This is a genomic window from Streptomyces sp. OR43 (assembly GCF_008042275.1).
Taxonomy (GTDB): domain Bacteria; phylum Actinomycetota; class Actinomycetes; order Streptomycetales; family Streptomycetaceae; genus Streptomyces.
The window spans coordinates 3394452-3408061 of record NZ_RDBK01000043.1; the positions used below are offsets into that span (position 1 = coordinate 3394452).

Here is a 13610-nt window from a genome sequence, read left to right on the forward strand (position 1 = left end):
GGATCGTGTCCGGGGCGCCCAGCAGCTGGCCCGGCGTCGTCCCGTCCTCGTCGTAGAGCATGCGGGCGATGCGGTTGTCCGACGCCGTGGTGAAGTACGCGTACACCAGGTGGTCCGTGCCGTAGTCGGGGGAGACCGCGAGGCCCAGCAGTCCGCCCTCGCCGGCCGGCGCCACCCCTGGGACGGTGCCCAGCAGCGTCTTCTTGCCGCTCTTCGCGTTGATCCGGGTGATCGTCCCCTTGTCGCGCGAGCCCACCAGCAGATCGCCGTCCGGCAGCTTCGCGAGACCCCACGGCGATTCCAGACCCTCCGTGAGGGTCGAGACCACCTTCACCGAGCCCTTGGCGGGCGGCAGACCGGCCGCGGGGCGCGAGGCGGACGGAGACGTGGACGGCGAGGCGGCCCGGCTGGAGGGGGCCGCGGGGGAGGCGGGCGGTGAACTCGCGCCCTGGCCCGCCGTGCTCTCGGCACCCTCCTGCGAGGAGCACCCCGCGGTGAGGATCAGGGCGCCGGCCGCCAGCACGGCCACCGCGCCCCGCCGCGCACCCCGGCCATTCCCGCGGGGCGTCGCGCGACGCCCCGCCGGTTCCCGCACAGATCCGAACCTCGCACCGCGCACAGCACCGACCCCTTCGACGACCGCCTGTCCCCTGTTCTTACACCGCGGCCGCACCCAGGGTTCCCGAAGCCCGGGTACTTTCTCGCTCGGCGATCAAACTTCACACGCCGACGCGGTGTACGGGCGCTCAGTCCCACGACTCCCGTGCGGCCGGGAGCCGTTCGATCTCGTCGAGGTCCCGGTCCGTCAGCGTCAGCCCGGCCGCCCCCGCGTTCTCGACGGCCCACCGCTCCTGCTTGGTCCCCGGCACGGGCACGATGTGGGGCCCCTGCCGCAGCACCCAGGCCAGCGCCACCTGCGCCGGTGTCGCCCCGTGCCGCTCCGCGATCCGCCGCAGCCCCACGACCACCGGCTGGTTCGCGGCCATCATCTCGGCGGTGAACCGCGGATGCCTGGCCCGCAGATCCTCCGGCTCGAAACCCTGCCCCGGAGTGAGCGTGCCCGTCAGATAGCCGCTGCCCAGCGGCATCGCGGCCAGCACCCCGACCCCGCGCGCCGCACACCACGGCACCAGCGCCTCCAGCGCCTGCGGGGACCACACGGAGAGCTCCGCCTGCACGGCGCTCACGGGAAAGACCTGCTGGACCCGCTCCAGCTGCCGGATCGTTTCGTCGTGCGTCCGCGCTCCCCGCCGGCGAGCGGCCCTGGCCCCGACCGCGGACAGCCCGAGCGCCCGGACCTTGCCCGCGTTCACGAGCTCCGCCATCGCGCCCCAGGTCTCCTCGACGGGCACCTCGGGATCGGCCCGGTGGAGCTGGTACAGATCGATCACATCCGTCTGCAGCCGCCGCAGCGAGGCGTCGCAGGCCCGCCGCACATAGCCGGGACGGCCGTTGGCCACGATGTGCTGATCACCCACCAGCAGACCGCACTTGGTAGAGAGGAAGGCCTGCTCACGGCGGCCCTTCAACGCCCGCCCCACCAGCAGCTCATTGGTGAACGGCCCGTACATGTCGGCGGTGTCGAACAGGTCGACACCCGCGTCGAGCGCCGCGTGCACCGCGCGCAGCGCCTCGTCACCACGCTGCCGCGAGGCGCTGTACGCCCAGCTCATCGGCATACAGCCGAGACCGACGGCGCCCACGGCGAGCGCCGCCGCACCGAGACTTCTGCGCTCCAACTCCCCGAACCCTCCCTCGCACCGCACCCCCAAAACTAACCTCTGCGCCCAGCCGGGCTTCGCATAGCCTCCTGACCATGACTTCCACCACGCGAACCGCCCCTGCCCCCGACGTATGGCTGCCCTTCCGGGCCGACGAGATCGAGGGACTGCCCGAGGGCCTCAACTACCGCTTCTGGGACGGGGGACCGGACTTCCCCGCCGACCCCGCCCACTGCGCCTTCTACGTCGTCCCCTACATGAAGGGACCGACGGTCGCGGTCCGCCCGCTCGACGGCATGAGCGGCGTCCAGGTCGTGCAGACGCTCTCCGCGGGCATCGACCATGTGGAGCCGGGCCTCGGGCTGTTGCCCGCGGGCGTACGGCTGTGCAACGCCAAGGGGGTCCACGAGGCGTCCACCGCCGAACTGACCCTCGCGCTGGTCCTCGCCTCGCTGCGCGGGTTCCCCGGATTCGTGCACGGCCAGGACAAGGAGGAGTGGCGGTCCGGCTTCTACCCCGCCCTGGCCGACAAGTCCGTGCTGATCGTGGGCTACGGATCGATCGGCTCCGCCATCGAGGACCGGCTCGCGCCCTTCGAGTGCGCGCGGGTGGCGCGCGTCGCGCGCTCCGCACGGACAACCGCACGCGGCCCCGTACACACACTCGACGACCTGCCCGCGCTGCTGCCAGAGTCCGATGTCGTCATCCTGTCCACCCCGCTGAACCCGTCCACACAGGGGCTGGTCGGCGCGGACTTCCTCGCCGCGATGCCGGACGGAGCGCTGCTCGTGAACGTGGCCCGCGGCGGTGTCGTCGACACCAAGGCCCTGTTGTCCGAACTCGAGTCCGGCCGGCTGCGCGCCGCCCTCGACGTCACGGACCCGGAACCGCTCCCTTCCGGCCATCCCCTCTGGCATGCTCCGAACGTCCTCATCACTCCGCATGTGGGCGGCAGCACCTCGGCGTTCCTGCCGCGCGCCAAGCGCCTGCTGGCCGGACAGCTCAGCCGTTTCGCCGCGGGAGAGCCGGTGCACAACGTCGTGCGCACCACCGGCTGAACACGCCACGGGCACCTTCCGTACCCCTGTGTGCCGACAACTCCGCAGGTCGTTACGGAGAGTAGAGGAACTATGTCCCTGCGTGACGAGTCTGGTGTATCGTCCCGAAAGGGGGGCTGCGCCGTGGAAGGGGCGGCGCCGGGGAGGAAGCCACACGCGAGGGGGGCGAGGGCGATGTACGGCCGATGGGCGAACGATCCGACACGGCAGGGCGGCCGACGGCGGCCGACGGTGCGTCCGGTGCGCCGGCGCCGCGGTCGTCCGGCGGCATCGGGGGCACCCCGGTGAGCGCGCCGGCGAGCGCCCGCGCGGCATTCCTGGCCCGTCGGCCTGCCGTCGGCCGGGCGCCCGCGATCATCCCGCGGCTCCTTCTCGGACTCGTCTGCGCCGCTTACGGGGTGGGTGCGGCCGTGGGCTGGGGCTCGGCGCGACTCGCCCTGTTCATGGGGGACTTCGGCCTGAGCGCGGCCGCCCTGGTCGCCGCCGTCTCCTGTTTCCTGTTCGCGCGTTCGGCCGACAACAGGTTCCGGCCGGCCTGGCTGCTGTTCTCGCTCTCCTCCCTGATGGCCGCGGCGGGCAACGCGGTCTGGGGCTGGTACGAGTGCGTGCGCGAGGCCGAGGTGCCCAGCCCCTCCCTGGCCGACCTCTTCTTCCTGTGCTTCGCGCCGCCCGCCATCGTGGGGCTGCTGGTCCTCGCCAAACGCCCCGTCACCCGGGCCGGCTGGGTCTGTCTGGTTCTCGACGCCTGGCTGATCGGCGGATCGCTGCTCACACTGTCCTGGAGCCTCGCCCTCGCCCACACCGCGCACCTCGCGGACGTGGAGGGCGCCAGCGTGGCCCGCGCGGCCCTCTCGCTGGCCTACCCGCTGCTCGACATCGTGCTGGTCTCCATGGTGCTCGCCCTGCACTTCCGGCGCTCCAGCGTCAACCGTGCCGCCGTGAACACCGCCATCGCCGCGCTGGCCCTCACGGTCCTGTGCGACGCGCTGTTCACCTCACCGCTGCTGCGCCAGACCTACCAGTCCGGCCAGTTGCTCGACGCCGGCTGGTTCGCCGGTTCGCTGCTCCTCGCGTACGCCCCCTGGGGCGTCGCCCGCGACGACGCCGAAGCCGACCGGCCCGTGTCCCGTACCGCCAGCCGCCCCATCTCCGGTTCGCTGGCCGCGCTCACGCCGTATCTGGCCGCCGCCGTCTGCACGCTGGGCATTCTCTACAACGTCATCGAGGGCCGCCGGGTGGACCGTGTCGTGGTCTTCACCGGGTGCACGGTGGTGCTCGCACTGGTCGTCCGGCAGGGCATCATGCTCGTCGACAACATCGCCCTCACCCAGGAACTGGCCCAGAAGGAGAACCACTTCCGCTCCCTGGTGCAGGGCTCCAGCGACGTCATCATGATCGCCGCCCCGACCGGCATACTCCGCTACGTCAGCCCCGCCGCCGCCGGTGTCTACGGGCGCGAGGCGGAAGACCTCGTCGGCGCCGAGCTCTCCTCGATCATCCATCCCGAGGACCTCGGCCGGGTGGTCCACGAAGTGCGGAAGTTCCTCGCCGCCCCGCCCGAGGAGGAACCCACCACCCGCATCGAATGCCGCTTCCGCGCCGGCACGGGCGAATGGCTGAACGTCGAGTCCACCGTCAACCGCCACCAGGGCGGCCTGATCCTCAACAGCCGCGACGTGACCGAACGGGTCCGCCTGCAGGCCCAGTTACAGCACAACGCGGAGCACGACCCGCTCACCGACCTGCCCAACCGCGCGCTGTTCACCGCCCGGGTCCGCCGGGCCCTCGGCGGCCGGCGCGCGGGCGACGCGGGAACCGCCGTGCTCTTCATCGACCTGGACGGCTTCAAGGCGGCCAACGACCGTTTCGGCCACCAGGCCGGCGACGAGCTCCTGATCCAGGCCGCCCGCCGCCTCCAGGAATCCGTCCGGTCGGGGGACACCGCCGCCCGCCTCGGCGGCGACGAGTTCGCCGCCCTCATCGTCGGCGACGGCGGACGCGACCAGACGGCCCGTGAGTACCAGGTCCACGAGATCGCCGACCGGCTGCGCCTCACGCTCTCCCAGCCCTACCGCATCGGCGCCGGCGAGGTCCGGGTCACCGCGTCCATCGGCGTCGCCTTCGCCGAGCCCGGCATCGCCCCCAACGACCTCATGCGCAACGCCGACCTGGCCATGTACCGCGCCAAGGCGGGCGGCAAGGACCGCGTCGAGCTGTACGCCCCGCAGATGCAGGCCGAGGTGGTGCGCCGCTCCGAGCTGGCGGCCCGGCTGCGCACCGCCCTGCGGGACGGCGAGTTCGCGCTGCTGCACCAGCCCGTGGTCCATCTGGCCAGCGGCACCGTTGCCGCCGTCGCCGCCCAGGCCCGCTGGCGCTCCGCCCAGGGCATCCTCTTCACACCCGCCGAGTTCCTCCGCGTCGCCGAGGACAGCGACCGCACCGCGGAACTGGGCCGCTGGCTCCTCGAAGAGGCCGTCGAGCAGGCCGCCGACCGGTCCAGGGCCGGCCACCAGGTCTCCGTCGCCGTCAGGCTCTCGGCCCGCCGACTGCTCGACAAGGGCCTGCCGTTCGGCTCCGTCGAGGCGCTGCTGACGCGGTACGGGCTGCCGTCCGGGGCCCTGATGATCGAGGTCGCCGACAGCGACCCCCGGGTCTCCTTCGACGAACTGGAACAGCGCCTGGTCGCCCTCCGGCGCCTCGGCGTGCGCATCGCGCTCGACGGCTTCGGCAGCGGGTACGCCGCGATCAACGCCCTGCGCCGGCTCCCCATCGACGTACTGAAACTGGACCGGGGCCTGGTGGAGGGCGTCGTCGAGTCCGCCCGGCTGCACAAGATCACCAGCGGGCTGCTGCGGATCGCCTGCGACCTCGGTATGCAGTCCGTGGCCGACGGTGTCGACGTCCCCGAACAGGTACTCGCCCTGCGCGCCATGGGCTGTACGCACGGCCAGGGAATGGCCTTCTCCGGGCCGCTGGACGAGTACCGGCTGCGCCGCGCCCTGGTCCGCGGCGAGTTCCCGGTGCCCGGCAACCCGGCCGTTCAGCCGGTCCTCGCGGGCGGCTCCGTCCCCCTCCTGACCGGCTCACATGCTGAGACGCCCGTCCCACCCACTTGACACGTCGAGTGCGTCGGAGAGAGGGTCAATGCCATGCGCACCCGAATTCTCGTACTTGGAAAGCGCGTCGGCTGAAGCAGAGTTCCTCGATGACACTCTGCAGACCGCACCGACGCGCTCCCCTCGCTTGCCTCACGGCACGAGGGGTTTTTTGTTGCACCGGCACCACGCAAACCATCGCAAAACACTCGCAAAAACCCTCAGCTTCGAGAAGAGAATGCCGATGACCGAGCAGGCCACCGGGGCCCACCATCCCCAGCCGCGGGCCCGTAACGGCGGATCGTCGTCCGCCACCGTTGAGCACGTCACGGGCGCGCAGTCCCTCATCCGTTCTCTCGAGGAAGTCGGGGCCGACACCGTATTCGGCCTCCCTGGCGGTTGCATCCTTCCGGCGTACGACCCGCTGATGGACTCCACCCGGGTCCGCCACATCCTGGTCCGCCACGAGCAGGGCGCGGGTCACGCGGCCACCGGTTACGCGCAGGCCACCGGCAAGGTCGGTGTGTGCATGGTCACCTCGGGGCCGGGCGCCACCAACCTGGTCACCCCCATCGCCGACGCGGCCATGGACTCCGTGCCCATGGTGGCCATCACCGGCCAGGTGGCCTCCGGCGCCATCGGTACGGACGCCTTCCAGGAAGCCGACATCTGCGGCATCACGATGCCGATCACCAAGCACAACTTCCTGGTCACCCGCGCCGAGGACATCGCGCACACGATCGCGGAGGCCTTCCACATCGCCTCCACCGGCCGTCCGGGACCGGTCCTCGTCGACATCGCCAAGGACGCCCTCCAGTCGAAGACCACCTTCAGCTGGCCGCCGGTCATGGACCTGCCGGGCTACCGCCCGGTCACCAAGCCGCACGCCAAGCAGATCCGTGAGGCCGCCAAGCTCATCACCCAGGCCAAGCGCCCGGTGCTGTACGTGGGCGGCGGCGTCATGAAGTCCGGGGCCACCGCAGAACTCAAGGTGCTGGCCGAGCTCACCGGAGCGCCCGTCACCACCACACTGATGGCGCTCGGCTCCTTCCCCGACAGCCACCCGCTGCACGTGGGCATGCCCGGTATGCACGGTTCGGTCACCGCCGTCACCGCGCTGCAGAAGGCCGACCTGATCGTCGCCCTCGGCGCCCGGTTCGACGACCGCGTCACCGGCAAGCTGGACAGCTTCGCCCCGTACGCCAAGATCGTCCACGCCGACATCGACCCGGCGGAGATCGGCAAGAACCGCGCGGCCGACGTCCCGATCGTCGGTGACGCCCGCGAGGTCATCGCCGACCTCGTCCAGGCGGTCCAGGCCGAGCACACCGAGGGCCACACCGGCGACTACGCGGCCTGGTGGAAGGACCTGAACCGCTGGCGCGAGACCTACCCGGTCGGCTACGACCTGCCGGAGGACGGCAGCCTCTCGCCGCAGCAGGTCATCCAGCGGATCGGTGAACTCGCACCCGAGGGCACCATCTTCGCGGCGGGCGTCGGCCAGCACCAGATGTGGGCCTCGCACTTCATCCAGTACGAGCAGCCCGCAACCTGGCTGAACTCCGGCGGCGCCGGAACGATGGGCTACGCGGTCCCGGCCGCGATGGGCGCCAAGGCCGGCATGCCCGATCGCACGGTCTGGGCGGTCGACGGCGACGGCTGCTTCCAGATGACCAACCAGGAACTCACCACCTGCGCGCTCAACAACATCCCGATCAAGGTCGCCATCATCAACAACGGCGCCCTCGGGATGGTCCGCCAGTGGCAGACCCTGTTCTACAACCAGCGGTACTCCAACACCGTGCTGCACTCCGGCGCCGACACCGACGGCAACGCGGCCAAGGGCACCCGGGTGCCCGACTTCGTCAAGCTGTCCGAGGCCATGGGCTGCTACGCGATCCGCTGCGAGGACCCGGCCGACCTGGACAAGGCCATCGCCGAGGCCAACTCGATCAACGACCGCCCGGTGGTCATCGACTTCATCGTCCACGAGGACGCCATGGTGTGGCCGATGGTCGCCGCCGGTACCTCGAACGACGAGGTCATGGCAGCCCGCGGCGTCCGCCCCGACTTCGGCGACAACGAAGACGACTGAGAGACAGAGAGAGACCGACTTCCATGTCCACCAAGCACACGCTCTCCGTCCTGGTCGAGAACAAGCCCGGTGTCCTCGCCCGGATCACCGCCCTGTTCTCCCGCCGCGGCTTCAACATCGACTCGCTCGCGGTCGGTACCACCGAACACCCCGACATCTCGCGCATCACCATCGTCGTGAACGTCGAGGACCTGCCCCTGGAGCAGGTGACCAAGCAGCTCAACAAGCTGGTCAACGTCCTGAAGATCGTCGAACTCGAGCCGGCCGCTGCGATCCAGCGCGAGCTCGTCCTGGTGAAGGTCCGCGCCGACAGCGAGACCCGCTCCCAGATCGTCGAGATCGTCCAGCTGTTCCGCGCCAAGACCGTGGACGTCTCCCCGGAGGCCGTCACGATCGAGGCGACCGGCGGCGCCGACAAGCTGGAGGCGATGCTCAAGATGCTGGAGCAGTACGGCATCAAGGAGCTCGTCCAGTCCGGCACCATCGCCATAGGGCGCGGCGCGCGCTCGATCACCGACCGGTCACTGCGCGCCCTCGACCGCACGGCGTAAATCATTCCGGGTCGCGCCGCGCCGCTCGCATGGCGAGACCCGAAAACGTAACTGACGCACCCCGCCGTACGGTGGGACGCAACACCTGCACACCAAGGAGAAGACCCAGTGGCCGAGCTGTTCTACGACGACGATGCCGACCTGTCCATCATCCAGGGCCGCAAGGTCGCGGTCCTTGGTTACGGCAGCCAGGGCCACGCCCACGCGCTGTCGCTGCGCGACTCGGGTGTCGACGTCCGTGTCGGTCTGCACGAGGGCTCCAAGTCCAAGGCCAAGGCCGAGGAGCAGGGTCTGCGCGTGGTGACCCCGTCCGAGGCCGCCGCCGAGGCCGACGTCATCATGATCCTGGTTCCGGACCCGATCCAGGCCCAGGTCTACGAGGAGTCCGTCAAGGACAACCTCAAGGACGGCGACGCGCTGTTCTTCGGCCACGGCCTGAACATCCGCTTCGGCTTCATCAAGCCGCCGGCCGGCGTCGACGTCTGCATGGTCGCCCCCAAGGGCCCCGGCCACCTGGTCCGCCGCCAGTACGAGGAGGGCCGCGGCGTCCCGTGCATCGTGGCCGTCGAGCAGGACGCCTCGGGCAAGGGCCTGGAGCTCGCCCTCTCGTACGCCAAGGGCATCGGCGGCACCCGCGCCGGCGTCATCAAGACGACCTTCACCGAGGAGACCGAGACCGACCTGTTCGGTGAGCAGGCCGTCCTCTGCGGTGGCACCGCCGCCCTGGTCAAGGCCGGTTTCGAGACCCTGACCGAGGCCGGCTACCAGCCGGAGATCGCGTACTTCGAGTGCCTCCACGAGCTGAAGCTCATCGTGGACCTCATGTACGAGGGCGGCCTGGAGAAGATGCGCTGGTCCATCTCGGAGACCGCCGAGTGGGGCGACTACGTCACCGGCCCGCGGATCATCACGGACGCCACCAAGGCCGAGATGAAGAAGGTCCTCACCGAGATCCAGGACGGCACCTTCGCCAACGCCTGGATGGCCGAGTACCACAACGGTCTGCCCAAGTACAACGAGTACAAGAAGGCCGACAGCGACCACCTGCTGGAGACCACCGGCCGTGAGCTGCGCAAGCTCATGAGCTGGGTCAACGACGAGGACGCGTAACACCGAGGCCCGAAGGGGCGGATCCGCGGATCCGCCCCTTCGGGCTTCCGCCCTGCTTCACCGCTGGAAGAGGCGGCGTCGTACGTGTGTACAAGTCGTCCAGCCTCTTGTGGGTGATCCTTCCAACGGGGCGCAGTATGCGTGCTCGCGCATGACTACACTTCTCCACACATACACGCGTCAGGCCCACAGTGTCGTGCGTCTTCCACGCGGCAAGCCCCTCCACCGCCTGCGGCCGTCGGGACGGCCGTCCGCACTGGATCTGTGAGGACTCACGTGAGCTCGAAACCTGTCGTACTCATCGCTGAAGAGCTGTCGCCCGCCACGGTGGACGCCCTGGGACCGGACTTCGAGATCCGGCACTGCAACGGCGCGGACCGCGCCGAGCTCCTCCCCGCGATCGCCGATGTCGACGCCATCCTGGTGCGCTCCGCCACCAAGGTCGACGCCGAGGCCATCGCCGCCGCGAAGAAGCTGAAGGTCGTGGCCCGCGCGGGCGTCGGTCTGGACAACGTCGACGTCTCCTCGGCCACCAAGGCCGGCGTGATGGTCGTGAACGCACCGACCTCCAACATCGTCACCGCCGCCGAGCTCGCCTGCGGTCTGCTCGTCGCCACGGCGCGCAACATCCCCCAGGCCAACACCGCGCTCAAGAACGGCGAGTGGAAGCGCTCGAAGTACACCGGCGTCGAGCTGAGCGAGAAGACCCTCGGCGTCGTCGGCCTCGGCCGCATCGGCGTCCTGGTCGCCCAGCGCATGTCGGCCTTCGGCATGAAGATCGTCGCGTACGACCCCTACGTCCAGCCCGCGCGCGCCGCGCAGATGGGCGTCAAGCTCCTCTCGCTGGACGAGCTGCTGGAGGTCTCCGACTTCATCACCGTGCACCTCCCCAAGACCCCGGAGACGCTCGGCCTGATCGGCGACGAGGCGCTGCACAAGGTGAAGCCCTCGGTGCGCATCGTCAACGCCGCACGCGGCGGCATCGTCGACGAGGAGGCGCTCGCCTCCGCCCTCAAGGAGGGCCGCGTCGCCGGCGCCGGTCTCGACGTGTACACCAAGGAGCCCTGCACGGACTCCCCGCTGTTCCAGTTCGACCAGGTCGTCTGCACCCCGCACCTCGGCGCGTCCACGGACGAGGCCCAGGAGAAGGCCGGGATCGCGGTCGCCAAGTCGGTGCGCCTCGCGCTCGCCGGTGAGCTCGTGCCGGACGCGGTCAACGTCCAGGGCGGCGTCATCGCCGAGGACGTCCGTCCCGGCCTCCCGCTCGCCGAGAAGCTCGGCCGGATCTTCACCGCGCTCGCGGGCGAGGTCGCGGCCCGACTCGACGTCGAGGTGTACGGCGAGATCACCCAGCACGACGTGAAGGTGCTCGAACTCTCCGCGCTCAAGGGCGTCTTCGAGGACGTCGTCGACGAGACCGTGTCGTACGTGAACGCCCCGCTGTTCGCGCAGGAGCGCGGTGTCGAGGTCCGCCTCACCACCAGCTCCGAGTCGCCCGACCACCGCAACGTGGTCACGGTCCGCGGCACGCTGGCCGACGGCCAGGAGGTCGCGGTGTCCGGCACGCTGGCCGGTCCCAAGCACCTCCAGAAGATCGTCGCGATCGGCGAGCACGACGTGGACCTGGCACTGGCCGACCACATGGTCGTCCTGCGGTACCAGGACCGTCCCGGCGTCGTCGGCGCGGTCGGCAAGATCCTCGGCGAGGCCGGGCTGAACATCGCGGGCATGCAGGTGTCCCGGGCCGACGTGGGCGGCGAGGCGCTGGTCGTCCTCACCGTCGACGACGACGTCCCGGCGTCGGTGCTGACCGAGATCTCGGCCGAGATCGGCGCGGCCTCGGCCCGTTCGGTGAACCTGACCGACTGAGTCCTTCCCGCAGTCTCCGTACCCGGCATCTAGACGCGCGTCTTACACATGCGTCTGCATGCCGGGTACGCTGCTGTCATGGGACATCGTGAGGATCTGCTCGAAGGCGCGAAGCGCTGCCTGCTGGAGAAGGGGTACGCCCGGACGACGGCACGCGACATCGTTGCGGCCTCCGGGACGAACCTCGCGTCCATCGGCTACCACTACGGCTCCAAGGAGGCCCTGCTCAACCTCGCCTTCCTCAAGGTGACGGAGGAGTGGGGCGATGTGCTGACCAAGGACGGCGAGGCGGCCGAGGTCGCCGAGAACGCACCCGCGGCCCCTCTCGACCAGTTCCGCGAGACCTGGGAGCGGGTGATCGGGAGCTATGAGCAGACCCGTGCCGTCTGGCAGCTCCAGATGGAGGTCATCTCCCGGATCGACTCCGACCCCGAGCTCCAGAAGGCACTCGCCGGGCCGCAGCAGGAGGGCCGCAACGGGCTCGCCGAGAACATGCTGGGCATCGACCCCGAGGCCGAACCCGAGAAGGCCCGGGTGGCCGGCCTGTTCTGTCAGGCGCTGCTCGCGGGCGTCATGGTCCAGTGGCTGATGGACAGCGATTCGGCGCCCTCGGCCCAGGACCTCACGGACGGCCTGAAGGCGGTCCTGGCGGGCCGGGCCGACGCCGCCGCCGCGGGCAACACCCCCCACTGACCGCCGCCCGCCGCCGCAAGGCCCTCCGCGGACAGGGGCCCGCCACTGCGAAGGCCCTTCTCCGACCGCCGCCCGCCGCCGGCCCGCCCCTTCAGAGCCGGGCGGCCTTCAGCGCCATGTGGAGCAGCAGCCGGTCCTCGCCGTCGTTCAGATCCAGGCCGGTGAGCTGCTGGACCCGGGAGAGGCGGTAGTACAGCGTCTGCCGGTGGATGCCCAGCTCGCCCGCGGTCCGGGACGCCTGGCCCGCGCAGTCGAGGAACACCTCGGCGGTGCGGGCCAGGTCCCGTTGGGCCGGGGCCAGCAGGGGGCGGACCGTGTGGTCCGGCTGGGTGTCCCGGGCGAGCGCGGTCAGCAAGCGGTACGGGCCGATGGCCGACCATTCGGCGACCGGGCCGAACCGTTTCTCCGCCGCGGCCGCCCGGGCCGCGGCCGATGCCTCGTGCCAGGCGTCCGCCAGCTCCGCCAGGCCGCGGCGGGGGACCGCGATCCCCGCGGTGGCGCCGGGCCCCGCCGAGCCGCGCAGCCGGTCGGCGGCGGTGAGGGCCGGGTCCAGGACGTCGTGCGACCGCAGCCGAACCAGCGCGGCCAGGGCCGGGGCCCCCGCGCCGCCCGGGAAAGGGGCGCCGGACAGGGCCGCCGCCGACGGCACCGTCCGCACCGACGGCGGGTCGTCCGGCCACGGGGTCACGCACACCACGGTGTGCAGCCCCTCCGCGTCCGGCCCGAGCGCCTCGGCGAGCGCGGCCACCGCCATGTCGCGCTGCCAGCCGCGCCCCGCCGTGAGGACCGCCCCGAACTCCCGGGACAGATCCGTGCCCGCCCGCGCCTCGTCGGAGAGCAGCGCACCGATCCGGGCCGCCACGTCCATCGCCGCGTCGAGCTGCTGGTCGGTCGGCCCGGGATCGGCGTCCAGCAGCCAGACGTAACCGAGCACGACGCCCCGATGGCGTACGGGCAGACAGATCCGGCCCCGGTAGACACCGGCCTCCGGGGCGGCCGGGATGCGGACGGGGCCGGTGGCGCGGGTGATGCCGAAGTTCTCGAACCAGGCGCGGACCGCCGGGGTCGAGCGGCGGGTCAGGATCGAACGGGTGCGGACCGGGTCCATCGCCGTGTCGTCGTCGCTGTCGTGGGCCCCGAAGGCGACCAGGCCGAAGTCCCGGTTCTCCAGCGTCGCGGGGACGCCGAGCAGCGCCGAGATCTCGTCGACCAGCTCCTGGTAATCGCCCTTCACCCGGCCATTCTCGCACCCCTTCAGACATATGTCTGAGATCCAGGGCACGGATGCGTGACAGCTGTCGATGGCACAGGATCGGAGGGATCCTTAGATTTCACGGTGGTTCTCCGTGCTGTACCGCTTCTGTTCCCTATCGGGCACTTGTGGCGGTTCGGCCTTCGTCCGTACTTTCCGTGGAGGT

The 13610-nt window shown here is 70.8% G+C and carries 10 protein-coding genes; 7 read left to right on the forward strand and 3 right to left on the reverse strand.

Annotated features, from left to right (window positions below; translation table 11 throughout):
• Together EAO72_RS34470 and EAO72_RS34475 are read right to left on the reverse strand one after the other, a co-directional pair.
• A partial coding sequence (locus EAO72_RS34470; protein WP_148022205.1) for a PQQ-dependent sugar dehydrogenase occupies positions 1-529 on the reverse strand: 529 nt, incomplete at its 3' end.
• Positions 530-746: 217 nt separating this feature from the next.
• A complete protein-coding gene (locus tag EAO72_RS34475) occupies positions 747-1703 on the reverse strand; it encodes an aldo/keto reductase (RefSeq protein ID WP_187285414.1) in 957 nt (318 codons plus the stop codon).
• 113 nt (positions 1704-1816) lie between these two features.
• Between EAO72_RS34475 and EAO72_RS34480 the strand changes: the two genes are divergently transcribed.
• The 7 genes from EAO72_RS34480 to EAO72_RS34510 all read left to right on the forward strand — a co-directional run bounded on the left by EAO72_RS34480 (position 1817) and on the right by EAO72_RS34510 (position 12192).
• A complete protein-coding gene (locus tag EAO72_RS34480) occupies positions 1817-2779 on the forward strand; it encodes a 2-hydroxyacid dehydrogenase (protein WP_148020969.1) in 963 nt (320 codons plus the stop codon).
• 185 nt (positions 2780-2964) lie between these two features.
• Positions 2965-5895 (forward strand): putative bifunctional diguanylate cyclase/phosphodiesterase, encoded by a 2931-nt coding sequence (locus EAO72_RS34485; RefSeq protein ID WP_148020970.1) that lies wholly within the window; start codon positions 2965-2967, stop codon positions 5893-5895.
• A gap of 217 nt (positions 5896-6112) precedes the next feature.
• Entirely contained in the window at positions 6113-7969 is a 1857-nt protein-coding gene (locus EAO72_RS34490) for an acetolactate synthase large subunit (protein WP_148020971.1), read from the forward strand.
• A 23-nt stretch (positions 7970-7992) separates the two neighbouring features.
• Positions 7993-8520 (forward strand): acetolactate synthase small subunit, encoded by a 528-nt coding sequence (ilvN, locus tag EAO72_RS34495; RefSeq protein ID WP_148020972.1) that lies wholly within the window; start codon positions 7993-7995, stop codon positions 8518-8520.
• A 108-nt stretch (positions 8521-8628) separates the two neighbouring features.
• On the forward strand, positions 8629-9630 hold the full coding sequence (ilvC, locus tag EAO72_RS34500; protein ID WP_148020973.1) for a ketol-acid reductoisomerase: 1002 nt from the start codon (positions 8629-8631) through the stop codon (positions 9628-9630).
• 276 nt (positions 9631-9906) lie between these two features.
• Entirely contained in the window at positions 9907-11499 is a 1593-nt protein-coding gene (gene serA, locus EAO72_RS34505) for a phosphoglycerate dehydrogenase (protein ID WP_148020974.1), read from the forward strand.
• A gap of 78 nt (positions 11500-11577) precedes the next feature.
• On the forward strand, positions 11578-12192 hold the full coding sequence (locus tag EAO72_RS34510) for a TetR/AcrR family transcriptional regulator (protein ID WP_148020975.1): 615 nt from the start codon (positions 11578-11580) through the stop codon (positions 12190-12192).
• A 91-nt stretch (positions 12193-12283) separates the two neighbouring features.
• Here the strand turns inward: EAO72_RS34510 and EAO72_RS34515 are convergent, their stop codons facing one another.
• Positions 12284-13426, reverse strand: a complete 1143-nt coding sequence (locus EAO72_RS34515; RefSeq protein WP_148020976.1) for a PucR family transcriptional regulator — start codon at positions 13424-13426, stop codon at positions 12284-12286.
• Positions 13427-13610 lie beyond the last annotated feature (184 nt).

What these genes read in the sequence shown, in the direction of transcription:
- EAO72_RS34480 (WP_148020969.1), top strand. Translation starts at nt 1,817, where the DNA reads ATGACTTCCACCACGCGAACCGCCCCTGCCCCCGACGTATGGCTGCCC.
- EAO72_RS34485 (WP_148020970.1), top strand. Translation starts at nt 2,965, where the DNA reads ATGGGCGAACGATCCGACACGGCAGGGCGGCCGACGGCGGCCGACGGT.
- EAO72_RS34490 (WP_148020971.1), top strand. Translation starts at nt 6,113, where the DNA reads ATGCCGATGACCGAGCAGGCCACCGGGGCCCACCATCCCCAGCCGCGG.
- ilvN (WP_148020972.1), top strand. Translation starts at nt 7,993, where the DNA reads ATGTCCACCAAGCACACGCTCTCCGTCCTGGTCGAGAACAAGCCCGGT.
- EAO72_RS34510 (WP_148020975.1), top strand. Translation starts at nt 11,578, where the DNA reads ATGGGACATCGTGAGGATCTGCTCGAAGGCGCGAAGCGCTGCCTGCTG.